This window comes from Anabaena sp. FACHB-83 (assembly GCF_014697485.1).
Taxonomy (GTDB): Bacteria; Cyanobacteriota; Cyanobacteriia; order Cyanobacteriales; family Nostocaceae; genus Nostoc_B.
This window is the reverse complement of sequence record NZ_JACJRY010000016.1, coordinates 100,678-126,452: the sequence shown is the minus strand read 5'-3', so window position 1 is coordinate 126,452 and position 25,775 is coordinate 100,678. Positions and strand designations below refer to the sequence as shown.

At 41.7% G+C, this 25,775-nt stretch carries 18 protein-coding genes; 8 read left to right on the top strand and 10 right to left on the bottom strand.

The features are described from left to right. The first annotated feature begins 67 nt into the window (after positions 1–67). Positions 68–163 (top strand): cytochrome b6-f complex subunit PetL, encoded by a 96-nt coding sequence (gene petL, locus H6G79_RS19580; protein WP_190592238.1) that lies wholly within the window; start codon positions 68–70, stop codon positions 161–163. A gap of 101 nt (positions 164–264) precedes the next feature. Here the strand turns inward: petL and bioB are convergent, their stop codons facing one another. The 3 genes from bioB to H6G79_RS19565 form a co-directional block, all read right to left on the bottom strand. After that, entirely contained in the window at positions 265–1,260 is a 996-nt protein-coding gene (bioB, locus tag H6G79_RS19575; RefSeq protein ID WP_190592237.1) for a biotin synthase BioB, read from the bottom strand. Positions 1,261–1,550: 290 nt separating this feature from the next. After that, positions 1,551–2,435 carry an NAD(P)-dependent oxidoreductase gene (locus tag H6G79_RS19570; protein ID WP_190592236.1) on the bottom strand — a complete coding sequence of 295 codons (885 nt, stop codon included), beginning with the start codon at positions 2,433–2,435 and terminating at the stop codon, positions 1,551–1,553. A 123-nt stretch (positions 2,436–2,558) separates the two neighbouring features. Continuing rightward, positions 2,559–3,302 carry a tetratricopeptide repeat protein gene (locus H6G79_RS19565; protein WP_190592235.1) on the bottom strand — a complete coding sequence of 248 codons (744 nt, stop codon included), beginning with the start codon at positions 3,300–3,302 and terminating at the stop codon, positions 2,559–2,561. 680 nt (positions 3,303–3,982) lie between these two features. Between H6G79_RS19565 and H6G79_RS19560 the strand changes: the two genes are divergently transcribed. From H6G79_RS19560 to H6G79_RS19550, 3 genes are all read left to right on the top strand, one after another. Then, positions 3,983–4,612 carry a PEP-CTERM sorting domain-containing protein gene (locus tag H6G79_RS19560; RefSeq protein WP_190592234.1) on the top strand — a complete coding sequence of 210 codons (630 nt, stop codon included), beginning with the start codon at positions 3,983–3,985 and terminating at the stop codon, positions 4,610–4,612. A 288-nt stretch (positions 4,613–4,900) separates the two neighbouring features. After that, positions 4,901–6,367, top strand: coding sequence for an efflux RND transporter periplasmic adaptor subunit (locus H6G79_RS19555; RefSeq protein WP_190592233.1), 1,467 nt, complete (start codon positions 4,901–4,903; stop codon positions 6,365–6,367). Between the two features lie 141 nt (positions 6,368–6,508). Then, positions 6,509–7,726 carry an ABC transporter permease gene (locus H6G79_RS19550; RefSeq protein WP_190592232.1) on the top strand — a complete coding sequence of 406 codons (1,218 nt, stop codon included), beginning with the start codon at positions 6,509–6,511 and terminating at the stop codon, positions 7,724–7,726. A gap of 237 nt (positions 7,727–7,963) precedes the next feature. Here the strand turns inward: H6G79_RS19550 and H6G79_RS19545 are convergent, their stop codons facing one another. From H6G79_RS19545 to H6G79_RS19530, 4 genes are all read right to left on the bottom strand, one after another. Beyond that, positions 7,964–13,009: a PAS domain S-box protein gene (locus H6G79_RS19545; protein WP_190592231.1), complete on the bottom strand. Its 5,046-nt coding sequence runs from the start codon at positions 13,007–13,009 to the stop codon at positions 7,964–7,966. A 578-nt stretch (positions 13,010–13,587) separates the two neighbouring features. Then, positions 13,588–14,760, bottom strand: coding sequence for an 8-amino-7-oxononanoate synthase (gene bioF, locus H6G79_RS19540; RefSeq protein WP_190592230.1), 1,173 nt, complete (start codon positions 14,758–14,760; stop codon positions 13,588–13,590). Positions 14,761–15,145: 385 nt separating this feature from the next. Continuing rightward, positions 15,146–16,201, bottom strand: a complete 1,056-nt coding sequence (locus H6G79_RS19535) for a RodZ family helix-turn-helix domain-containing protein (protein WP_190592229.1) — start codon at positions 16,199–16,201, stop codon at positions 15,146–15,148. Between the two features lie 300 nt (positions 16,202–16,501). Next, entirely contained in the window at positions 16,502–17,386 is an 885-nt protein-coding gene (locus tag H6G79_RS19530; protein ID WP_190592228.1) for an alpha/beta hydrolase, read from the bottom strand. Positions 17,387–17,567: 181 nt separating this feature from the next. Here H6G79_RS19530 and H6G79_RS19525 point away from each other — a divergent pair, with 181 nt between their 5' ends. Next, positions 17,568–18,416 (top strand): helix-turn-helix domain-containing protein, encoded by an 849-nt coding sequence (locus H6G79_RS19525; protein WP_190592227.1) that lies wholly within the window; start codon positions 17,568–17,570, stop codon positions 18,414–18,416. Positions 18,417–18,726: 310 nt separating this feature from the next. Here the strand turns inward: H6G79_RS19525 and gatA are convergent, their stop codons facing one another. Next, positions 18,727–20,184, bottom strand: a complete 1,458-nt coding sequence (gene gatA / locus H6G79_RS19520) for an Asp-tRNA(Asn)/Glu-tRNA(Gln) amidotransferase subunit GatA (protein ID WP_190592226.1) — start codon at positions 20,182–20,184, stop codon at positions 18,727–18,729. 269 nt (positions 20,185–20,453) lie between these two features. On the opposite strand from gatA, the gene H6G79_RS19515 reads away from it, so the two are divergent. The 3 genes from H6G79_RS19515 (at position 20,454) to H6G79_RS19505 (ending at position 23,269) form a co-directional block, all read left to right on the top strand. Further along, positions 20,454–21,809 (top strand): OB-fold nucleic acid binding domain-containing protein, encoded by a 1,356-nt coding sequence (locus H6G79_RS19515; protein ID WP_190592225.1) that lies wholly within the window; start codon positions 20,454–20,456, stop codon positions 21,807–21,809. Between the two features lie 221 nt (positions 21,810–22,030). Then, positions 22,031–22,570 carry a hypothetical protein gene (locus tag H6G79_RS19510; protein WP_190592224.1) on the top strand — a complete coding sequence of 180 codons (540 nt, stop codon included), beginning with the start codon at positions 22,031–22,033 and terminating at the stop codon, positions 22,568–22,570. 522 nt (positions 22,571–23,092) lie between these two features. After that, a complete protein-coding gene (locus H6G79_RS19505; RefSeq protein ID WP_190592223.1) occupies positions 23,093–23,269 on the top strand; it encodes a hypothetical protein in 177 nt (58 codons plus the stop codon). A gap of 48 nt (positions 23,270–23,317) precedes the next feature. Here H6G79_RS19505 and nifV read toward each other — a convergent pair whose 3' ends face one another. Beyond that, a complete protein-coding gene (gene nifV, locus H6G79_RS19500; protein WP_190592222.1) occupies positions 23,318–24,433 on the bottom strand; it encodes a homocitrate synthase in 1,116 nt (371 codons plus the stop codon). Positions 24,434–24,922: 489 nt separating this feature from the next. After that, positions 24,923–25,429 carry a phosphate-starvation-inducible PsiE family protein gene (locus tag H6G79_RS19495; protein WP_190592221.1) on the bottom strand — a complete coding sequence of 169 codons (507 nt, stop codon included), beginning with the start codon at positions 25,427–25,429 and terminating at the stop codon, positions 24,923–24,925. Positions 25,430–25,775: the final 346 nt, after the last annotated feature.

The following is a 25,775-nucleotide window of genomic DNA, read 5'->3' as shown; positions in this document are numbered from 1 at the left end:
CCCTTGACCATTGACCCTTGACTAATGGTTCAATAGATTTAGTAAAGTATTGTGGAGAAGCATCAAAATGTTTGCCGTAGTTGCTTACATCGGTTTTTTAGGTTTATTTACTGCGATCGCAGCAGGTTTGTTGTTCGGTCTACGTGCTGCTAAAATCCTCTAATTTCAGAGGTTAGAGGTTAGAGGCTAGAGGTTAGTATTTTCGACTAAGGATTTGGCCATAACAACCAAACAAGTAAAACTCTCTTCCCTAGCCCCTAGCCCCTAAGCCAAAGTTAGTGCTGGTCTTTGGACAGGTGGACGCATTTCTAAGCCCAGCAAGTTCAACATTTCTTGGTCAGCATCATAATCTGGACAAGGTGTGGTGACAGTTAGCATTTTGTTATCGTCGCTGGAAAAGATAGAATTAGCTCCAGCCATGAAACAGAAAGCTTGCTCAACTTGGGAAAGTCGGGCGCGGCCTGCACTCAAACGCACATCGGAAGTTGGCATAACAATACGTGCTGTCGCAATCATCCGCACTACATCCCAAATCGGGACATCTGGTTGATTTTCTAAGGGTGTACCTTCAACTTGGGAAAGAATGTTAATTGGGACTGACTCTGGATGTGGGTTGAGATTTGCCAGAGTATGCAACATTGATACACGGTCTTTAGCAGTTTCACCCAAGCCCAAAATCCCACCAGAGCAGACAGTGACATTAGTTTGCCGGACATTCTCAATAGTGTTCAGGCGATCGCTATAAGTCCTTGTGGTAATAATTGTGCTGTAATAGTCCTCAGAAGTATCTAAATTATGGTTATAAGCATACAACCCGGCTGTTTCTAATCGCTTGGCTTGGTCTGCTGTTAACATTCCCAGGGTGCAGCATACTTCTAAGCCCATATCGGTCACTTCTTTGACCATTTCCAGCACTTTTTCAAACTGAGAATTATCCCGCACTTCTCGCCAAGCCGCACCCATACAAACACGACTGACACCTTTTTGCTTGGCTGTTTGGGCTATATTGACTACAGTATCTTTATCCAGAAGTGCTTGTGGTTTTACTTCTGTTTGATAACGAGAAGATTGAGCGCAGTAGCCACAATCTTCAGGGCAACCTCCTGTTTTAATGGAGATCAGTTTACAGACCTGTATTTTTTTCGGGTCATGATATTGACGATGTACACTAGCAGCTTGATAAACAAGCTCTAGCAATGGCATATCATAAATCTGCTGAATTTCTGCTTCCTGCCAATCGTAGCGTATTCCCACCGACATTCAATAAATCCTTCTTGTTGACTGGATTGATTAATATCTGTCTCGTTGCTGGATCTGTTGAAGTACTGCTTTTAATCCTAGAGTTGTAGACATTAGACATCAGCTTATCAAGATTTTGCTGGGATGGCAGATTAATAAATCAACATAAACTCACAAACATAGCAATTCTCAATGATTTATAAACATCTGTCTCCCTTGTCTGCCTTGTCCTCCTTGTCGGTTTATATCTCAAATAAGACTGCTATATTTGTTCACCCTGGAAGTAGGGAGTTGTAACAACTTATCAGATATCAAAGATAATTCTGATACTGAGCAATGTTCTGTAATTCTTCTTTGATAGATAAAGGTTGATATCCTAAACTGAAGGCTTGAGAACTATCTAAAGAAACATCGGCTGGCCTGGGTGCGGACATTTTGACATCTTGTTGTCGGCAGCCTTTTATACTTGTAGATGGTAGTTGAAAGACTTCTACTAATAACTGTCCAAAGTCATAACGTGAAATTCGCTCTTTCCCTCCTAAATGAATGATGCCATTAACTTTTTGTAAAGCTAACAATAGTCCTTTAGCTGCGGTGGTAGCACTGGCTGGTGTACGATATTCATCAATAAATAAATTTAATTCTTTTTCTTCCTTTAAAGTTTTAATAAATGGTTGAATAAAACTCTGGGCTGTGGGTGTCGCACCGCCAAACAGTAAAGGCATTCGGCAAATTGCAGTTATAGGATATCGCTCTAACATACCCATTTCAGCCATGACTTTCTGCTCACCATAAATATTGATGGGGCATACGGGTGAAGCTTCATGATAAGGAGCATTTAAGCCGTTAAAGACTTGATCTGTAGATGTAAATGCACAAGGAATGGAGTCATCTGCACAAAGTCCAGCAATGTTACAAGATGCGGTGACATTGATGAGGTGTGATTCTTGCGGATAAATTTGGCAAAAATTGGGTTGTGAGTGGGCTGCTGTGTGAATAACTGCGTCTGGATGAATTGTGATAAATAGTTGTTTTAATTCTTCAAAGTCTGTTAAATCAACTTTCACCATTTTGATTCCCGGAATCTCTAGCAAATGAGAGTTATAAGTACCATAAACTTCCCATTCTGGTTTTGCTAGTTGGCAAAGATGCCATCCTAAAAAGCCACTGGCTCCGGTAATCAATAGTTTTTTCATATATGATTTTTGATTGCAAGCAGCAAAGCAACGCAGAGATTAGATTTAGTTAATCCAAATCATACCCTGTAACTTGCAACAGCAAACAGATAAAAACTTATACAAAATGGTTAACAAAATCTGCTATTGAATTAACTTTTGAAATCTTTGATCATTACGTACTTTCTTAAAATCTGGGTCGGTTTTCGCTAATTGTTGGTATTTTTCTGGAACGAGGCGAGTGGCGACTTTTAAGTTTTCAACGGCTAAGTCTACTTTGTTTTGTAAGGCATAAGTACAAGCTCGATTGTAATAAGCTTCTGGCTTGTTTGGGTTAATGGCGATCGCCTTGTCATAAGATGCTAGTGCTTCTGGATAACGTTGTAATTTTGTCAAGGCTATGCCTCGGTTAATCCAAGCTTCTTGTTTATCTGGTTTAATGGCGATCGCTTGATCATAAGCTGCAACTGCGGCTGTGTAACTTTGCAAGGATGCTAAAGCATTGCCTCGATTGTACCAAGCTTCATCTTTATCAGACTTGATGGCGATCGCCTGATCGTAAGATGCTAGTGCGTCTGTATGTTTTTGCAACTTTGTTAAAGCTATACCTCTGTTAATCCAAGCATCTGCACTTTCTGGATTGAGGGCGATCGCTTTATCATAAACCGCTATGGCATCTTGGTATTTTTGTGCATCTAATAATTTATTGCCCTGATGAAATAAATCTTCTGCTTTTTGACTTGCCTTTGCTTCTGTCAGCAACTGGGAAACATTAATTTCTTGTACCACTTGCTGAGTATTTTTGATTGATGACTGGGCTTTGCTATTGCAACCAGATATCAAGCAAACAATTAAGCCAGAGGCAGCTATGCAGCGCCAAAAGACCATGCTGTACCTACAGAACTCTAGATTTGATCTTAAATCATTTTGATAATTCTTAATAGTATCATAAAAGACTGTTGTTTTTTTATTAATTTGCTTATCTGGGCAATTACTCAATTTTGCCATTCACTACAGGCATCGGGTTTGATTTTTGAAATTATCTGTAGTGGCATAAGGGTTTTAGATACATACACCTCCCCTGTACCCCTACACCCTTACCCAAACCCTTGATTTTTCGTTTTTATGCGTAAATCCTATATTTTTTCACAAATTTTTATATATCGAGGTTACATTTAGTAAAAATGTAAAGTTTTTATAAAGTAATCGCAGTAAAACCTGGAAGAAAATACTACTAGTATAATTACTCAAAATACTGCAATACTCTTGTACAAAGTAATTTCACACATATCACCTTGTTATGGATTTTTAATTTTTAATTAAAGATATACTTTTCCTATTGCTTTTTATCGGCTGAAATGACACCATTCCTCTTAGATGTAAAAAAGGCATTATCTATTATTTATCTTGTCATAAATAATTAAAATAACAATAAACAAATTATCGTAAACAAAAATTATGAATGCGATTTTATGTTAATTGTCTAATTAGGAATTTATGCAGGTAAAAACGCCATTTTTACATTTTATTCTCATTACTTGAAATCTTGTTTTCAGGATTGAATAACGATGATCAAATCTCTCAAGAATATATTCCAATCGGCAGCGATAGCATCGATTGGTGTTGGTATACTGGCAACTGTGGGGATTTCTCCTGCTAGTGCGATAAATTTGCAAAGATATGAACTTAGCGTAGATTTTGGTAGTAACGGTAGTGCTAGTGGTTACTACATAGTAGATCAGAATCAATTACCATTAAACTCATCCGTACGTCAAGTTATTTTATCTGAATGGGATATAACGCTCACAAACACTTCAGGAACAGTTATTGACAGATTGTTCAATAACTTGGGCAATCCTTCTAGCCCACTGAACAACAGCACAAACATAGCTGGGATTATAGAATTCCAGGTTGGCGTGCAGCCTCAAATTGCAGAGGCATTAGCGTTTGTACAGAGTTCTACCACCGTTAGCCAGTTGGTGTTAGGATTTGGGCGTGGATTTACTGGAATAGGTAGCACAAATTTCATACAGTATAGTCGTAGCCGTGCCCCGTCCTTTGCTGGTATTACAGCTACCAGTCTACAGGCTAACAACGCTACACCTGTACCTGAACCGTTGACCCTTGGTGGTGTGGTTATTGGTTCTGGTTTCGGATTGTGGATGAAGCGTAAACAAAAAGCTTTGGTAAAAGTATAGTTTTTCCACTACTAAAAGATTGAAAAACCATTTCTATCTTTTAGTAGAGGAATCATCTATATAATAATATTTTTGGTCATTTAGCCGCATTAAAAGCGGCTTTTTTTGTGAATATAGCGGGTTCTCATTCCAGTGAGGTAAACTAAATGCTTAACAGCCTCCCTTTTCACCCATTTAGGTGAAGGCGGTTAAAATTACTAGAGACTAGTATTAAGGAACGTTAATTAATATCTGACAACGTTCTCAATAGCGATTCCCTAGCCTCAAAGTATAGATTAGACCGTAATTATGAACACTTACATAGAAGTTCCCGTGATTGGCAAAGTTTATCACCCATATCGCTGGCTAATTGGGTTGATAGCCACGGGTGCTGTTGTGGCGGGTGTTACGAGTACAGTCAATGTGGTGAATCGTGGAACAAGTGAGCAAGATATTACACAACTAACTGTACCTGTAGAAGCAAAAAATGTAACTTTAAAAATTACTGCCAGTGGTAAGGTTGTACCTGTGCAGAGTGTAAATATTAGTCCGAAAAATCCTGGGGTGCTGGCAGAACTATATGTGGAACAAGGCGATCGCGTACAGCAAAATCAAGTGATCGCCCGGATGGATGTCGGTGATTTGCAAGCCCAAATTCTGCAATATCGCGCCAACTTAGCCCAGTCCCAAGCGCAGTTAGATGAAGCTTTAGCTGGGAACCGTCCCCAAGAAATCACTCAAGCCAGGGCGCGTTTGCGACAAGTCGAAGCCCAATTAGCCCAAGCGCGTGCCGGGAATCGTCCCCAAGAAATTTCTCAAGTGCAAGCCCAAGTAGATGCAGCCCAAGCCAGGGTAAATTACACCACTGAACAAGTTAAACGTTACCAATATCTTTACCAACAAGGCGCAGAAAAAAAGCAATTATTAGACCAAGCAGTGAGTGATGATAAATCGGCTAAAGCTAATTTAGAAGAAGCACGTCGGCGGTTATCACTGATGGAAAGTGGTTCTCGCAGTGAAGAAATTGACATGAAAGAAGCTGCCGTCACCGAAGCCAGAGCCGCTTTAGTTTTATTAGAAAATGGCACACGTAAAGAAGAAATTGCCCAACGCCAAGCCGCCGTTAAAGCTGCTCAAGCACAGTTAGCAGCAGCTAATGTCAAAATTGAAGAAACTGTGATTCGCGCCCCGTTTGCAGGGATTGTGACGCAAAAGTATGCGAATATCGGTGCATTTGTGACACCAACTACCTCTGCTTCTAGCAGTGCATCAGCAACTTCTAGTTCGATTGTGGCGGTTGCTAAAGGCTTGGAAGTACTAGCACAAATCCCCGAAGCTGATATTGGACGAGTGAAAGTAGGACAGGAAGTCGAAATTGTGGCTGATGCTTATCCAGATCAAGTATTTAAAGGTAATGTACGCTTGATTGCACCAGAAGCAGTTGTAGAACAAGGTGTAACATCCTTTCAGGTGCGCGTAGCTTTAGATACAGGCATAGATAAACTGCGTTCTGGGTTAAATGTCGATTTGACTTTTTTGGGCGATCGCGTCAGCAACACCTTAGTATTACCCACAGTAGCCATTGTCACCGAAAAAGGTAAAACTGGTGTCTTGATTCCCGATGCCAAAAATCAACCCCAGTTTCGGGAAGTAACAACAGGAGCGCAAATTCAAGACCAAACTCAAGTTTTATCAGGAGTAGAAGCAGGCGATCGCGTGTTTGTGGACTTACCCCAGGACTATAAAATCAAGAAGGCGCAAGAGCAGCAGAATTGAGATGGCAGGGGAGCAGGGGAGCAGGGGGCAGGGAGACAAGGGAGACAGGGAGACACGGAGACACGGAAGCAATCTTTCTACCTTGTCTACCCCCTCTCAGCACTCAGCACTTTAATATAACTAAGCACTTTCTACTTACTTATGAACTTCTTAGAAAGCGTACAAATGGCAGGTAAAACTCTGCTGTCGAATAAGTTGCGTAGCGCCCTCACCATGTTGGGGATAGTGATTGGTAACGCTTCGGTAATTGCCATGATTGGTATTGGGGAAGGCGGACAGAGATACATTGCCAAACAATTAGAATCTTTGGGGCCGAATGTGTTATTTGTCATTCCTGGTAATCAAGAAACCGAGCGGATTTCCCGTGATACCCCAAAAACCTTAGTTTTAGAAGATGCCAGAGCGATCGCTACTCAAGTGCCAACCATAGCAGATGTGACGGCGGAGTTAAATAGTCGGCAGGTGGTGACGGTAGGGAATAAAAACACCGATGTCAATATTATTGGTACAACTCCCAGCTTTTTGACGGTGCGCGACTTTACCACCGACAAAGGGCGGTTCTTTTCAGAAGTGGATATGAAACGCAGTAACCAAGTGGCGGTGCTGGGGGCAAAATTAGCCCAAAGACTTTTCGCCACTAGTAATCCTGTGGGACAGCAGTTACGCATCAACAATACGAGTTTTCGGGTGATTGGGGTATTAGTTGCCAAAGGTTCAAATTTGGGTGTGGATTATGATGATGCGGCGTTAATCCCGGTAATTACAATGGCAAACCGCATTGTCGGGCGTACTTCTCCCTATGGATTAGAGTTAAGTTACATTGTCGCTTCAGCTAAGAATGCCGATAGTGTAGATGCAGCCGTTTTTCAAATTACCAACTTGCTGCGCCAACGCCACAAAATCATCGGTGAAGATGACTTTACTATCCGTACCCAAAAAGATGCTTTGCAAACTGTCGGACAAATCACAGGTGCATTAACAATTATGCTGGCGGCGATCGCGGGTATCTCCCTATTCGTCGGCGGTATCGGTATCATGAATATCATGCTGGTTTCCGTCACCGAACGCACCCAAGAAATCGGACTCAGAAAAGCCATTGGCGCAACCGAACAAGATATATTACTCCAGTTCATGATTGAAGCTGTGATTGTGTCAGCAATTGGTGGTTTATTGGGAACTGGCGTTGGTGTCAGTGGAATTATGATTGTTGCCAGCCTGACACCCCTAGAAGCGGGTATTTCTCCTGTAGCTATTGCTACCGCCGTCGGAGTTTCTGGTGCGATCGGTTTATTCTTTGGTGTCGTTCCCGCCCGTCGTGCAGCTAAACTCGACCCGATTGTGGCATTGCGGAGTGCTTAGGAAGTGCTGTTAGCGGTAGCGGGGCGTTCAGCCCGTGCTGAGAGGGAGTAGACAAGGGAGAGGGGGGAGACAGGGGAGAGGGGGGAGACAAGGGTGAGGGAGTAGACAAGAGAGAGGGGGTAGACAAGGGAGAGGGGGTAGAAATATTGCTTCCTTGTCCCCCTTGTCACCCTTGTCACCCTTGTCCCCCTTGTCCCCCTGCCCCGGTTGGTGAGCGAAGTCGAACCACTACCCTCCTTACTTCCGCCGAATCAGTTTAGCGATCGCAATTGCTAAGTCAAGGGGATCAACGGGTTTGGGGATATGTCGTTGAAAACCTGCGGCTATTGCTTGTTTGTAGTCGATTTCACCAGCATAGGCTGTGAGGGCGATCGCGGGAATTTGCCCGCATTTATCTTGGGGTAATTGCCTAACTTGCCGTAGCAACATATACCCGTCCATAATCGGCATTCCAATATCGCTGAGTAAAATATCTGGCTCTAACTGCACTAGGGCTTCTAATGCGGCGGCGGCGGATGCAACGGCTGTCACTTCTGCCCCATACTGTTCTAAGGCAAAGCTGAAAAACTCCAAGACATCAGATTGATCATCAACAAACAAAATTCGCACTCCCGCCAATAATGAATCTTGGGTTGCCAAGTCCATCTGTGCAGTTTCAGGATTCAATTCGGTGGCATCAGCACTTTTATGCAGAGGTAGTCGCACGGTAAAAGTTGCCCCTTGTCCTTCACCGGGACTTTCTGCCCAGACTATACCACCGTGGAGTTCTACTAAATGGCGGACAATTGCCAGTCCTAATCCCAATCCACCAAAGACTCTGGTGGTTTTGCCATCGGCTTGGCGGAAGTATTCAAAGACGTAGGGTAAAAATTCTGGGGTGATGCCCTTACCGTTATCAATGACTTGAATTTGCGCCTCCATCCCGACTTGTTCTAAGCGCACTTCTACCTGTCCGGCTGATGGTGTGAATTTTACGGCATTGGATACCAAATTCCAGACAATTTGTTGCAAGCGATCGCCATCACCCATCACTTCAACGTTCTGCTGGGGCAGAGAGGTTTGCAGTTGAATTGATTTGGCTTCGGCAGCTAAACGCACTGTTTCTAGGGCGGCGGTAATGGTGCTGTTTAAATCTACAGTGCGGATATGCAGACTTAACTTACCGCGCAAAATCCGCGACACATCTAATAAATCTTCAATCAGTTGGGCTTGTAACTTGGCGTTGCGTTCAATGGTTTCCAAAGCCCTCAATATTGTGGTTTCGTCGTTTTTGCGGGTGCGGAGTAATTTTGCCCAGCCTAAAATCGGGTTGAGGGGAGTTCGCAGTTCATGGGAAAGCACCGCCAGAAATTCATCTTTGATGCGGTTGGCGGTTTCGGCTTCGGAACGGGCAAGGCGTTCGGCTTCGTAGAGTTGGGCGCGGGCGATCGCTTGACCACATTGCTGCCCCAATGTCAACATAAATCCTTGATCAGCTTCGGAAAAAATTTGGGTAGTGGCAAAACTCCATCCTAATGCCCCAATTACTTGTTTTTCTACAATCAAGGGAACACAAGCAAAGGCAGAATTTCCTGTCACCGATGGTAAATCGGCTAAGTGGGGATAATTAGCAGCTAAGACGGCTGGACTTTCGAGAAAAATTGCTTTGCCTGTTCGCACGGTTTCCGCTAAAGGGACAGCTGCCGTCACCGGAAAAGTTTTCCACCCATCCAGCACAGATTCTGGATAGCCAGTGGCTTGCACAACTTTCAAATAACTGCCATGTTCTACTAACAAACTCACAGAACCGGCACTCGCACCTAACGCCGCAATTCCCTGATTCACCAGTACATCAGCCACTTGTTGCGGGGTGATAGCTTCGGAAAGGGCGGCGGTAATTCGTTGTAAACGCACAGTGCGACTAACTGCTAATTCGGCGGCTTGTTTTGCCTGCTGGGTTTTTTGGTAAAGTCTGGCGTTATCAATCGCCGTCGCCGCACGATGGGCTAAATCTTCTGCTAATACCAAATCTGCGGCATTATAAGCACAACTAGATTTACCTCTTGCTAAAGAAATTATGCCCAATATTTCCCCGCGCAAATGTAGGGGAATAATGATTAAAGAACTTGTACCCAGGCTTTGGAGTAACTGTAGATGTTCTGCGTCTTCAGCAAGTTGGGGAAGAATTTGGGATGGAAATTCGGGATAAAAGACTGATGCGCCACGTAATAAGGTTTCTCGAAACGGACTGTTGTCTTCGTATTTGGGGGGATAACGTCGGCGCAGTTCTGAGAGGATTTCTTGTTTAGCCGGAAGCGTCGCCACCATTGCGATTTGTTGAATCGTATAATCTTCCCCCAGCACATGAACAACACACCAATCAGCTAAGGTAGGCACTACCAAATTAGCCACATTATGGAGAGTGACTTGATAATCTAGGGAGGCGGCTAGTAAGCTACTGGCTTCGACTAAAAAGTTTTGCGCGAGTTCGGCTTGTTTGCGTTCGCTGATATCTTCGATAATGCCGACTGCATACTTGGCTTGTCCATGAATATCCCAAACAGCCGAAGAAGTCAGATTTACCCAAACCGGGGAACCATCTTTGCGAATGTAGCGTTTTTCTAAAGAGTAACCGTTAATTTCCTTTGCTAAAACTCTCCCAGCCTGGGCTAAATCATCGGTTAAGTCGTCAGGGTGGGTGATATTTTGAAAGTTCATCTGCATTAATTCGGCTTGGCTGTAACCTGTAATCTCACACAATGCCGGATTTACTTGCAAAAATTGACCATTCAACCCTACCAAAGCAATACCGACTGCGGCTTGGTTGAACATAGCGCGGAATCTCGATTCACTTTCACGCAAAGCAATTTCCGCAACTTTGGTGGCTGTGACATCTGAGAAAATAATTCCAATCCCCACAGTTTCATTTAAAGCATTGCGGACTGGATAATAATTACCCAGCCAATAGCTGTATATTCCTGGTTTTCCTGGTACTTCCCCGCTAATTTCCACATTCAGCAGGGGTTCGCCAGTTTCTAACACCTGTTGTAATTGCGCTTTAAATTGCGTTGCCATCCTGGGGAACATCTCGCTAAATTTCCGCCCCAGATGGGCTTCTACAGGGAAACCGTTAATGTCAGCTAAAACTTGATTAATTCTGATATAGCGTAATTCTTGGTCTAAAAAGCAAACTGCCACAGGTGCGCCTGCTAACAGTGCATCTAACAGTGCTAGAGATTCGGCATAATTAATTAACGCTTGATGATTATCTCGATAAAGTTGGGCATTTTCCACTGCTAAGGCAGCGCGATAAGCTACGTCTGTGGCTAAATTTAAATCAGTTTCATCGTAACAACGATTTGATTGCGCGATCGCAAAGGTAATACAACCCAAAACTCGCTTGTGGGCGATTAATGGCACCACCATTGCCGACTTCGCCCCTAGCTGACGGATAATTTCTAAATGTTCGGCGTTTTGCGTTGAGGCAACTAACATTGCATCAGTGACTTGAGCGATTAATTCTGGTTTGCCTGTTTGCAGTACTCTAGCGATCGGATGTATACCTGACAAATTCGGCACATATTCTTGGAGTTGTTGCGCTAACTCCGCCTGAGCAGGATCGGCATAAGCCACAGGTAAACGCCGCAGTGAACCATCATCAGTCAAAATCTCTACACTACACCAGTCAGCTAATTGTGGCACAGAGATTTTGGCAATTTGCTGTAAAGTTTCCTCATAATCTAAAGAAGTAGACAGTAAACTACTGATTTCCGCAATGTAGCGTAGTTGCTCTTCCGCCTGCTTACGTTCTGTAATATCAATAACAAAAAAAGCGCCTCTGTCTGAAGTTCCCTCAAAATGACTGCTACCAATTAACACTGGTAAGCGAGTCCCATCTTTGCGGATATATTCTTTTTCATAAGGAGTGGAAAAGGAACCGTGTTGAAGTTGTATGAGTGCTTGTTCATCAAGATAAAGATACTCAGCAGGTGTCAAATTTCGCCAGTCCAATTCTCCACTAACTAAATCTTCGCGGCTGTAACCCAACATCTTCAGCAAGGCATCATTAGCATCTGTAATTTTGCCATCTTGTTCCCAAAAGCCAATTCCAATCATATTGGACTCAACCACACTGCGAAACTTAGCTTCGCTGTCTCGCAATGCTTGTTCAGCTTGTTTGATTGGTGTAATTTCAACACCAGTCACTCCCACGCCCAGCAACTTTCCATCGGGTAAGCTAACAGGATAGTAGCTAACTAAACTTTGGCGATATACCCCAGGCGGATGAGTTTCGCCGCTAACTTCTTGGTTCAGTAATGGTTGGCGCGTTTGAATTACTTGCTGAAACACAGGCTCTAATCGCCCCGCCCATTCCGGTAAGATTTCTTGTAGAGTACGACCAATATGTTGACTTAGAGGTATACCGTTGATAGATGCTAAAGCTTCATTAGCATACACATAGCGTAATTCAGTATCAAGAAATGCCAATGCTACGGGGGAACTAGTTAACCAAGTATTCAGTAAAGCTAAAGATTCTTCTTTTTGTTGGAGGGCTTGCTGGAGTGTGCTTTGTAACTTGGCTTTTTCTAGTTCTGTTTGCTTGCGTTCTGTAATATTCACGCCCACACAAGTCACACCACCTTCGCCACCGATGAGGGGTTCCACTAGCAAGTCATAATAAATCACTTCTTCCCCAAGACTCAGACAAACTTCCTCACGGGTGGAAATACCTTGTTCTACCGCCTGACGTTTAATTTTGATCAATTGTTGTGCTATTGCCGTGGGGAAAAGTTCATAATCAGTTCTGCCTAACACGGCTGCAACTGTATCTATACCCTGTAGATTATGAACCCATTGATAACGAAAATCGCGGTCTTGCTGAAACACCACAATATCTGAATTACTCAGGGCGACGCGAAATCGTTCTTCACTAATTTTTAGTTTCTGGAGATTAATTTCTGCTTTACGTTTCGCGTGCCTTAATTCTTCAGACAGAAAACTAAATAGTAATCCTTGTAACGCAAATAACAGTATTTTTACACCATTAGGTAAACTTAACCCGACTGTGTAATGTTGGGAAAGAAAAAAGTAATCGCTTAATATTGCTGACAAGAAGGTTGCTAACAGTCCTGATTTCAAACCACCATACCAAGCACTCACCATTACAGCACTAAAAAATAGTAGGAATGGTGTTCCCTTCATGTCTAATATGGGGTCAAGCAAGAGCATAATTACTAGGGCTGTGGCGACAACTACCACCACAAAGCCATAACGTAGTAAATGCGAATAATGAATGTAGGGCATGAAAACAATTGCAAACAACCAAAACTTGTGGCGGGGGGCTATACATACCCTAAGCTAGTTTGCAATTTTTCGACATTTATCGGGAGATAGATCATTTTTTTAGCAAAAAAATGTCTTTCGATAGTAGTCAATTTTCCCAAAATATTGTATGTATTTTTAAATAGAATAAATAAGAATTTAATATTATAATGCCTTATTTAGATTAATTCGGTAAATTTAAATAAAATCATTATTCTACATTTATCTTCAAGTATAGAAATCCTCAATAATTTACAAACAGTTGGCTTGCTATAAAATGCAAAATCTTGCTTGAGCAAAAATGAAGTTTTCGCTAATTTTGGATTAGCTAATTCCAGATGATTCCTATTGTGAGATATTTGTTCCCATTGCTGATGACTAAATTTAAACAGGGAGCATCCCACTTTTTTGTATGTCATTGCGAACGTAACGAAGTGAAGTGAAGCAATCGCAAAGTCTCGCACTAAGAACAAAACCATGCGATTGCTTCGTCGTCCCTCCTCGCAATGACTTTTATTCTTTAGTTGCTAAATAAAAACTGGGATGCACCCATTCAAACATCAAACCAAATCCCTATTTTTCAAGCCTGCGACTAATGCTTCTATATGCTGTGTTTGATGGGTAGCCATAACAGAAATTCTGATGCGACTGGTTGGGACTGTGGGTGGACGAATTGCGGGGGCAAAAATACCTGCATCTTTGAGGTGCTGACCAACGCGGAGTGCGTCAGTTGGACTAGGTAATTGAAAACAAAGTATGGGTGATTCTGTTGGTAATAACTTCAGTTGGGGTAATTGCTGCTGCATCAGATTTTTGAGGTAATCGACATTACGCCACAATTGCATTCGCCGTTGGGGTTCTTGTTGGATAATATGAATTGCGGCTAAGGCGGCGGCGGTATCGGCGGGGGAAAGTCCGGTGGTGTAAATCCAAGTCGGGGCGCGATTGCGTAAAAAATCAATTAAGTGAGCATTGCCAGCAACATAACCACCTAAACTACCTAAAGCTTTGCTTAAAGTGCCAATTTGAATTAACTGCTTACCAGTACAGCCAAAAAATTCCACACACCCAGCGCCAGTTTGACCCATTACACCAGTCGCGTGGGCTTCATCAACTAGCAGCATACAGTTAAATTCTTCCGCGATCGCTAACAATGTTGGCAAGGGACATAAATCCCCATCCATACTAAAGACGCTATCGGTAATAATTAAACAACGACGGTAGTTTTGCCGTTGTTGGCTGAGTTGAGTTTTTAAAGCCACAACATCACAATGGGGATATTCTGTGATGGTTGCCCCACTGAGAATGGCACCATTTTTCAGGCTGGAATGATTGTACTGGTCAGAAAGAATTAAATCACGTTTCCCAACAACAGCTGCGATCGCTCCCAAGTTTGCCAGATATCCTGAACTAAAGACAATTGCATCTTCAGTTTGTTTGAGAGATGCGATCGCTTTTTCTAAATCTCTGTGTAATTGCCGATGCCCACTGAGTAATCGAGAACCTGTACTACCAGTCCCAAATTCTCTAGTGGCGGCTGTAGCAGCAGCAATTAACCTTTCATCCCCAGCCAAACCCAAATAATCATTACTGGCAAAATTAATCACCTCTCGCCCCGCCAACACCACCGTTGCACCAGGGCGATCGCTTAAAGCTTGTACTGCACGATACCAGTCCGCCCGATGGATTGTTGCTAACGATTCTTCTATCCAAGCATAAGGGTCTGGTGTCATAAGGGAATTTTAATTACAAAGATATATTATCACTGTGTAGGTGGGGGGCGAGGGGATAAGGGAGACATGGGGGACACGGGAGACAAGGGAGACACGGGGGACACGGGAGACAAGGAAGCAATCTTTCTACCTTGTCTACCCCCTCTACCTTGTCTACCCCCTCTCCCTTGTCTCTTTCAAGGGCAGGTTTTTAAACCTTCGATAAATAGTTGAGAATATTCTCAATTATGAAACGTAGTTTTAACTGTTCAGACAATAATTTTGGTTTTAAAAGCCCAAAAATTTGTCTAATAAAAAAAGCCTGCCCTTGAAAGCTCCCTTGTCTACCCCCTCTCCCTTGTCTCCCCCCTCTCAGCACTCAACACTCAGCACTCAGCACTCTTGATTACAGTGCTTCCGGTGGGGCAATATCTGAACCGACACTAATTCCCGCAGCACTTGACTTAATACCAGGTTTCGCATTGGTTTCAGGATTTTTATTTGTCTGAGAAACAGGCGAAGACGAACTAGCATCAGGATTAACAGTGGTGTCAATTTTTCCCGGTTGAGACATAACAGATAAACCTCCCACTGTCCCAGCTACCAGGGCTGTATAGCCTAAATATAAATGTATCGGTCTTAGTTCTAACCCCATACTAGGGGAATTATGTTTAGACTGAGACCAAGAAGGTAGAACGGATGGAACAGTATTAACCATTGGTAAAGAGTTAGCCAAACTTGTACCGTTGAGTCCCAAAGCATTACCCATCACCCGGATAAATCCTCTAACTAAAATATCCTCTGGTAATGATTCTAAGTCGCCGTTTTCGACTGCTTCCATTTGATGAGTTGGTAAGTGAGTGAAGATACTCAAATCTCTCAAACAAAAACCTCTAGCTTCACGGGCTTGGCGTAATTGTTGACCAATTTGACTCATGATTGCTAAACGTTGGGCGGCTAATTGTTGCTGGGCTAGTTCAACATTTGCTTTTTTTTGATTCGGTTGCAGCCAGTTCATGAGTTTTGGTATGGGATGTTTTTTAGCTGAATTTTCAGGATTTTGGGTAACGGCTTTACTGGTATCTTCTGTTACCAAAGATGTTGATAATACATCTGTATTTGTTGGTTGCTGATTTAGATGATTGCTAGGAATACTATTAGCAACATTACTAGATTTTTCTGGTTCTGTGTTTGTTTGTTGATTGCTATCTGCGACTTTTGCGTGATGGGCAAAGTTCTGGAATGCCAAACCGATGGCTTCCCTACCGATAGCTTTAAATAAATTTTTGGCTTCTTCGGAAGAACCAAGTAATGTTTGTAGTTTAGCCAAGGCTTGACGATAAACTTGACTGCGATGAAGTTGAGTCTCAATTTCACCTAGTAGCGATCGCAGTTCTGCTTGCGAAATCTCAATGGTAGGATTTCCCAGAATTTTAAATAAATATGCAGGTGCCATAGTCATAATACAAATTACTCCCCATACCGCAAGAAGTCTATTTGTATAAATTCTCCGGCGGTTTAAATATGACATCAGGATATTTATCTATAAAACCGTATATTTTTGGTTATTTTAGGTGTGTTAAGCAAAGGGGCTAAAGGCAAGATTAAAAACTAAGTAATATTACGGTGAGAGATATTTATCAAGTCAATAGAAATTACGTAAAAAACGAAAAATTAAGGTTTTAGATTAGGGTGTAAGTACTCAAAACCCTTTCACCCATACACCCAATCTCCACAGACAATCTTTGTACGTAAGTCTTGACTAATTCCGCACCTTTTGAACAAATGACTCTACCCATTGCAGATATTTACTACCAGAAACTACAGCTGTATTGTTATGGTCAGCATTGGGAACCAAAATTAGCTGTTTGGGTTCAGGGGCAGCATCATAAAGTTTTTGGCTCATGTAAGCAGGTACAGTGGAATCAGCAGTGCCGTGAATAAATAAAACTGGCATTTGCAACTGTGGCACTTTTTTGATTGAGTCAAAACGCTGTGTCAAAATTAAATCGATGGGAAAGACGGAAAACCATTTCCGAGTAGAGATGATTTCGCGCATGGATGAAAAAGAGCTTTCTACAATTAATCCAGCCGCTTCGGGGTGTTTTACAGCCAAATCAATAGCGATCGCACCACCCAAAGAATGACCATAAATAAAAATTTGCTGGGGGGGAATTTGCTGTTGCTGCGTCAGATATTGCCACGCGGTAGCAGCATCTTGATAGACTCTCATTTCATTGGGAAACTCGCCTTGACTGCGACCATATCCCCGATAATCAATCAGCAACACGGAAAATCCCAGTTGATGAAATCGCTGGCTATGCGCTATATTTGCGCCAATATTCAGGCCATTCCCGTGCAGATATAACAACACCTTGGCATTGGGCTGCTTGGCTGGAATCCACCAAGCATGGATTTTTTCGACCTTTCCCAAGCTAGTTTTTACAGGTATCCAGACTTCTTGATAAGGCAAATTGAACAAGTCTGGTGTCTTTTCAATCACAGTGGAGGGAAAAAAGATGAACCTGGGTTGCTGGAAAAACAGAAATAGACTGATGCTACAGTAGGCGATCGCAGTCACGATTCCAAAAGCAAGTAACGACTTAAACTTAAATAAAAATAACAATTGCTGCTTGCGTATTTTCATACGGGTAATTTTATGCTTTAAAAATTACTTGTATAGCAGTTTTCGTTGTTTTCGTATAGAGTATAGAGTCAAAAACAATTTGGGATTCTTGAAGAAGAATTCAGCAGTCAGAATTCAGGAGCCGGAAATTTAGTAATTCTTCCGTTAAATAGTAAACATAAGTTAATTTTAGGAGAAGGTCGTGAGCCTCTTAGAAGACGTTCAAAAAGAACAGTTGCAAGAAATAAGTAAAACTTTAAAACAAGTCAGACAAGAAAAATCTATTCAACTAGAGCAGGTAGCAATTAAAACCAATATTCGCCTTGCTTGCTTAAAGGCTTTAGATACAGGCAAATTTGAGGAACTACCTGAACCTGTATATATTCAAGGCTTTATCCGTCGTTATGCAGATGTGATCGGCTTAGATGGTGCTTCCTTAGCTAAAACTTTTTCCACTGAAGTTCATCCTTCCGTAGTTGAGAAAAACTCTGGTCACAAAGCAGCCTCGAAACGTAAATTTTCTTTACCACTATTCATTCCTTACACCGTTTTATTATTAGTGGCGGCTGGTGGGCTTATGTATGTACTTAATCCCCAATTTTCTGCCGAATCTCTCGTTAAAAAACTTAACTTAGGAACATCTAAAAAAACAACAGCAGCCTTATCTCAACCTGCACCCTTACCTAAAACAGAATCTGTACCGTCAGCTAATCAAGCACCAGCCGAAAATCCCCCAACTCCCCTAGCGGTGATTGCACCCTCCAAAGATAATTTGAGTCAGGCTGTCGCCGTTACCTTAGAACTTCAAGGTAAATCTTGGTTACAAGTGAACGTAGACGGTAAAACTGAATTTGTCGGTAACTTAAACAAAGGACAACGCAAAACCTGGACAGCTAAAAAACAGTTGACTGTACGTTCTGGAAATGCAGGTGTTGTCTTGGTTTCTGTCAACAATCAACCAGCAAAACCCTTGGGAACTTCCGGGAAAATCAAGGAAGTCACATTCACTCCCCAAGTCAACAGTCAACAGCCCAAAGTCAACGCTCAATAGTTTTAAGGGTTTGGGAGAGGGTGTAAGGGCAAAATTAAGTCAAAAGTCAAAAGTTAAAAGTCAAAAATTATTTTACTCAGGACTTACGCACCAAGATTGTCTGTGGAGGTTGGGTTTAGGGGTGAAAGGGTATGGGGTGTAAGAGTTTTAGATACATACACCCCTATACCCATACACCCTTGACATTTCGTCTTACTGCGTAAGTCCTATGACTTTTGAATTTCCCCTAGAGTTTTAGGTGTTCAAAACCCTCACACCCTCCAGCCCTCAAACCCTTACACCCATTCTTCACATACAGCCTTAGTTAGCACTACAATACTGGCTTGCGTAGATGCCAATTAGTTGCTTGCTCATAAGCGTAAGCTATTTGCAGAATTTGGTCTTCTCTTAAGACATTGCCAATGATTTGCAAGCCGATTGGTAAACCTTGGTCATCAAAACCACAAGGTACGCTAATCCCTGGTAAGCCAGCGAGATTGACGGGAATGGTCATCAGGTCATTTAAGTACATACTCAAAGGATCTGTGGTTTTTTCGCCGGCTTTAAATGCTGTGGTGGGAGCAGTGGGAGTAACTAACACATCAACTTGCTTAAAGGCGTTTTCAAAGTCTTGTTTAATCAGGGTGCGGACTTTTTGGGCTTTGAGATAGTAAGCATCATAATACCCAGCAGATAGGGCGTAAGTGCCAATCATAATTCGGCGCTTAACTTCGGTGCCAAAGCCACTAGCACGGGTACTCTTGTACATTGACAGTAAATTATCTGCATCGGGTGTGCGTAAGCCGTATTTCACGCCGTCGTAACGGGCGAGGTTGGCTGATGCTTCCGATGGGGCGATGATGTAATAACTCGGTAAACCGTAGCGGAAACGAGGACAAGAAATTGTATGAATTTCAGCGCCTAACATTTGTAATTGGTCGATGGCTTTGGTAACAGCCGTCTCCACCACCGAGTCTAAGCCTTCACCAAAGGTTTCTGTAATTATCCCAATTCGCAGCTTTTTTCTAGCTCTGAGGTCTGGTTTGAGGGAAGCCGCGTAGTCGGGAATGTCTACTTTCAGGCTGGTGGAATCTTTGGGGTCGTAGCCTGCGATCGCTCGCAGCAAAATTGCGGTATCTTCTACAGAGCGTCCAAAAGGGCCAATTTGATCTAAAGATGAAGCGTAAGCCACCAAACCGTAGCGTGAAACAAGTCCGTAGGTTGGTTTCAAGCCGACGACACCACAAAAAGAAGCTGGTTGGCGAATTGAACCACCAGTATCAGAACCAAGGGAAACCACACATTCATCCCCAGCAACGGCGGCGGCTGAACCCCCAGATGAACCACCAGGAACCCGCGTTACATCCCACGGGTTAGCTGTAACTTGGTAGGCAGAATTTTCTGTCGAACTACCCATTGCAAATTCATCTAAATTGGTTTTGCCCACCGTGACAGCCCCAGCATCTAGCAATTTTTGTGTCACTGTAGACTCATAAGGTGGCACAAAATTTTCCAATATCCGGGAACCGCAGGTAGTGGGGATTCCTTTGGTACACATATTATCTTTAATGCCAATGGGAATCCCTGCTAACAAGCCAATTTCTTCACCCGCAGCGATTTTGGCATCTACAGCACGAGCTTGCTCCAACGCCTGTTGTGCTGTTACATGCAAGAAACTGTGTAATTTCGGCTCTAAAGCTTGAATTTTGTCCAAAGCTTCTTGGGTAATTTCAACGGCGGAACGTTCTTTTTTAACTAGCTGTTCGTGCAACTCGCGTATGGATGCCATGACTGCTCTCTTGGTAACTCAAATCATTGATTTTAGTACATATTGCGGGTAAGTATGTCATCCTTCCCCAAAACAGCAACTATATACTTGATAACTGGATGTTTGCAAATTATAAAACTTAGACTATTAACTTAGCTATAAATTTCAGTTATTGTCGTGTAAGAGGAGATGAGTAGCAGTTAGGGAAGTAAACTTTTAAGTCTGGTTGTTGATGACTCATTAAAGTAATAATATTCGCTTTTATTAAGTTGGCGGCGGGGAAAAGAAAGATGGTTAAAATAATTACTCGTAAATCGGTTGGTCTGTCAAATGTCTATGACATTGGGGTAGAACAAGACCATAATTTTGTCATTAAAAATAATTTCATCGCTTCTAATTGCTTTAATAAATCCCACTCTACTGCTTATGGATATGTCACTTATCAAACAGCATATTTAAAAGCGAATTATCCATTAGAATATATGGCAGCACTGTTAACGGCTAACAGTGGTGACACAGACAAGGTACAGAAATATATTTCGACTTGTTTGAGTATGAATATTCAAATCGAACCGCCGGATATTAACCGTTCTGGTGTAGATTTTACACCAGTGGGCGACAAGATTTTATTTGGTTTTTCTGCCGTCCGTAATGTGGGGCAGAATGCGATCGCTTGTATTTTAGAAGCGAGGGAAGACCAAGGGGCGTTTAAATCATTATCTGACTTTTGCGATCGCGTTGACTTGCGTGCAGTTAACCGCCGTACTTTAGAATCACTGATTTATTGCGGTGCTTTTGACAAAATTGAACCAAATCGCCACCAATTAATCAAAGACCTCGAACTTGTTTATGATTGGGCGCAATCTCGCGCTAAAGATAGAGCAACTGGTCAAGGTAACTTATTTGACTTATTAGGCGGTGGATTTGCTTCTGCATCTACTACCAAAACTACCAATAATGTCTTTGATTCTGTACCCAAAGCCCAACCTGTCCCAGATTTTCCGCCGCAGAAAAAGTTGCAGATGGAAAAAGAATTGTTGGGATTTTATGTCTCAGACCATCCACTCAAATCAATTAAACATTCATCATCGATTTTAGCGCCAATTAATTTATCACAACTCGGTGAGCAGAAAGAAGACACATTACTTTGTGCAGTGGTGATGTTAAATAATGTCAAAAAAGTCATGACCAAAAAAGGCGACCCGATGGCGATTTTGCAGATTGAAGATTTAACTGCACAATTAGAAGCTGTTGTCTTTCCTAAAACTTATGAACGGGTGAGCCTTGCCCTAGAAGTTGATGCCCGATTAATTATTTGGGGTAAAGTCGATAGACGCGATGAACAAGTACAATTAATCGTGGAAGATGTCGAACCAGTAGAAACAGTCCAACTGGTGATGGTAGAACTTACTCCCCAACAAGCGATCACAATTGAAGAACGCGATCGCCTACGTACAATTTTAAAAGAAATATCAGGTGACAGAGAAAAAGCCAAAGTCCCTGTCATTGGCATTGTACAAGCTGGTAGTTCTCGGCAACTTGTCCGGTTTGGCAGACAATTTTGGGTGCAAGATTCTCGCTCGACTGTTCTCGCACTACAAAATGCCAGATTTCTCGCTCATGTAAAACAATTAACTAGTAGTTGATCAGAAATATATGAAACTTGGGTAAGAAAAATTACTTGTTTTTTAAAACTGAAACTACTTGATATGTTAAATATGCCTTCGTCAACAGTAAAACACCGTAGTAATACTGTAATAAGTTAGTTTTTTTAGTGACTTACGCGGATGATGATTTCTTGGTTGTAGTGGTATTTTTTGATGCTAGGGAGAGTTGGAGATTTGCTAAGTGAAGGAGTTAGAGCTTGATGATTGCCAATGATTTACATCGATTTGTTTCTTATTGTAAAAAAATTCAACCACAAACCCAAGAAGATATCAAACAGTTTTTTGAAGGGGTAATCGTTTTTCCTTATGATAAGGAACTACTTTTGCAAGCTTATTTATTTTTAAATATCAAAAATTTGTTTCCTGAATGCTGTGAATTGTTGTTATTTGAAAAATCACCAATAGCAGATTACACTGATTTAGGAAAATGTGATTTTGTTTATCTGACGTTACAAGGTAATCTCTTTCTCATCGAAACGAAATTTATTGATACAGAAGCAACAGGCGCAACTGAAAGAAAAAGACGCAACAAACACAGAAACAAAGTATTTGAACAAGTCATTACTTTAAAAAATAGATTTAGTGAATATTGGGATATTCAACTGAATCAGTTAGAATGTGGTGTTTTTACAACAGATTCCGAAGTAGAATGGCGCGGCAACGGGATGAATGTAGTTACTAAGGCTATTGCAATTGATCAGCTAGAAAAGTGGCGGAGAAGTTACAAACGCACCATTTAACTTTTCTTTTAGTTATTTTACTTATTTAATTTATATCCTATGTTAATACTACATTCTTAGAGACGCGAACTTCCGCGTCTCTAATGTTTTATGAGACAATGAGCAAGATTTGGGGGATTCTCCCCCAAGCCCCCGATTGGGGGACGGTTGCGTCCCCCAAACCCCCTCCACAATCATTTTGTCGTTTTTTGTTGAGTTATCGTTGGCTGGTTTTGTTGTAATTTCGTTTTCTTATCTGAACCGTATTTGCATATAAATAGAAGGGTTAAATTACACCTACAGCGTTTTTCATCCCAATAAGTTACATTTATCTAGTACAGGTTGGCGTAGATAAACAGACCATAAGAGATTGCTAAAAAGCTTGTGTTATGAATATTCTTACTTTTTACTTTTGCCTTTTTACTTTTGCCTTTTTGTACTAACCTCTAGCCTCTAGCCCCTATCAACTTGTACCAATATTTGCGTATCTTGTGGCAATGTGGATATTGAGAACAGCAAAAAGTCTACATCATAGGATTACTGATGAATCGTTCTAAAATAGTTGCCATTATTACAGGTGCAATTTCTGTATTGCTGGCTATTGCTTATCTAATTCTTGTGCAATTTCTTGATTATCGAGACATGAAGCCTGCGCCTGTTGGTCAAATTGACTCAACACCTATAGCGATAGTTAACACTAACCCAAGATATTTTGGATAAGACAATAGTAAGTTGGGTGGAGCAATAGCGAAACCCAACACAAGCTGATTACTGTTTCACTCCGACTAAAGATAACAACTCTTGTGTTGTCAGACTGCGCTTTTTCTGGGTTGATTCTTGTCGCACTGCATTTAAAACAGATTGTGTTTCTTCACTATTGAGAATAATCCCATGTTGTTGCAGCACATTTGATAATAAATGGCGGCCAGAATGCTTACCTACAACTAAACGCCGTTCTTGTCCAATTTCTTCGGGTGCGAATGGCTCGTAGGTATGGGGATTTTGTATGACTCCATGAGCATGAATACCTGACTCATGAGCAAAGGTGTTTTCGCCGACTATTGCTTTCCACGGGGGTAAACCATAACCGGAGGCTGTAGCTACTAGTTGCGATATTTCTAATAAACGTCGGGTGTCTATGCCTAAATCAATCTTAGATAGATGTTTGAGCGCCATAACAACTTCTTCTAAAGCTGCGTTTCCGGCTCTTTCTCCTAAACCATTAACTGTAGTATTGATAGATAATGCACCAGCTTTGATACCAGCTAAGGCGTTGGCTGTAGCTAACCCAAAATCATTGTGAGTGTGCATTTCCACGGGTATAGACAAGGATGTGACTAATTTTTTTACCTTGTCATAAGTGGTGAATGGGTCGAGAATACCTACGGTGTCACAAAAGCGAAACCGTGATGCACCCCATTCTTGCGCTGCAAGTACTGTATCTAACAAAAATTGCTCATCGGCTCTGGAGGAATCTTCTCCACCTACGGAAACAAACAGTCCTTGGTCTAAAGCAAATTTCAGACTATCTTGGAGTTTTTGTAAGACTAATTGCCAGTTTCCCTGAAATTTTGCACCAATTTGAATTGCAGAGACGGGAATAGATATATGTACACGCTTTAAACCACAAGCGATGGAAGCTTGTATATCAGAAATCACGGCGCGGTTCCAGCCTAACAGATGAGCTTGTAAATTTAAATCAACAATTGTGGCGATCGCTTGTTGTTCGGCTTCACCCATCGCCGCAATCCCAATTTCAATTTCTGGTACACCAATTGCATCGAGAAATTTGGCGATCGCAATTTTTTCTTCTAAGTTAAAAGCGACACCTGCTGCTTGTTCGCCATCACGTAATGTTGTGTCATTGATGACAACCTGATTCATTTGTGAAATTTCTCCAAAAAAAGAGATTTATCTTTTTAGCCCCAGTCTGAGTCAATATTAGGGCTTACGCAAAAAAACGAAAAATTAAGGTTTTAGAACAGGGTGCAGGGGTATGAGGGTTTAAGGGTGTAAGTATTCCAAACCCTTACACCCCATACCCTTTCACCCCTAAACCCCACCTCCACAGACAATCTTGGTGCGTAAGTCCTAAATATAATCAAAATTCGATAAAAATAACTGCAAAATAAGTATAAATTAAATACTTATTTTGCTGAAATAACAGCAGATATCCTCTAATTCCTACTGACTAAGCCCGCATTTCTCACAAGCTTCAGGCGTTTGATGGGGCAGAGGGGCAGAGGTGCGGAGGGGCAGGGGAGAGAGTACCTTCATTCTCCCCTGCTCCCCTGCTCCCCTGCTCCCCTGCACAGGCTTTGAAAGGTGTAGTGATAAATCCGGGTAAGGGGTATTTATAGACTGCAATGCTCATCATATTTCATCAGCAGCTACAGTTCTATTTGCAACTATTTCTGTATCTGATAAGGTTTCATGGTTGTGGTTGGTAACATGGCCAAACAAGCGAGAAATTAAAGGTATGGTAATGAAAATTACAGCTAAAACTAATAAAAATGTCGAAATACCAAAAAGCTGATTCTGTGGTATTTCTAATACTCCACGTAAAATTACTTCTCGTAATGCCGAAACTATGGTAATTTCAACGGCTGCACCTACTGATATTTGTTGATTTTGTAAGTAATCAATCAGTAGACGAAATAACTCAACCAGAATCAAAATAAACAGAATATCAGATGTGATTTCTCGTAAATCTAAGGGGTGTAAAAAGGAAAAGAACATATCTCCTAGCCGGATCAGCATCACGCAGAACAAGCCAAGGCAGAGTGAAACAATAATAAAGTCTTGAAATCTTTCTAGGTTACTGACAATTCGCTCTCGCTCAAACCAGCTATTCACTTCTTTAATTACACGCTTTGGCATAATTTCTTCCACAGCCTGATTTACTGATCTCCATGATAGGCAATTTAAGAATAAAAAAATTAATAATATTTGACTATTTCCGGGAATTTGTTAACCTAATTTTGGGCTATTTTGTTATATTATCTACAGCAAAAAAATGATTTTTTAAACTGTATTTTTATTGACAAAAACTATATTTTTTATTGATAAAATCTCAATACGGTTCGGTTAACGTTTTAGTATTTTGAGATCCCCCCAACCCCCATTAAAAAGGGGGGCTGAAAATTATCTTTTACCCCCTTTTTAAGGGGGTCGCCGTAGGCGGGGGGATCTTAACCGAACCGTATTGGATAAAATCTAGTTTTTC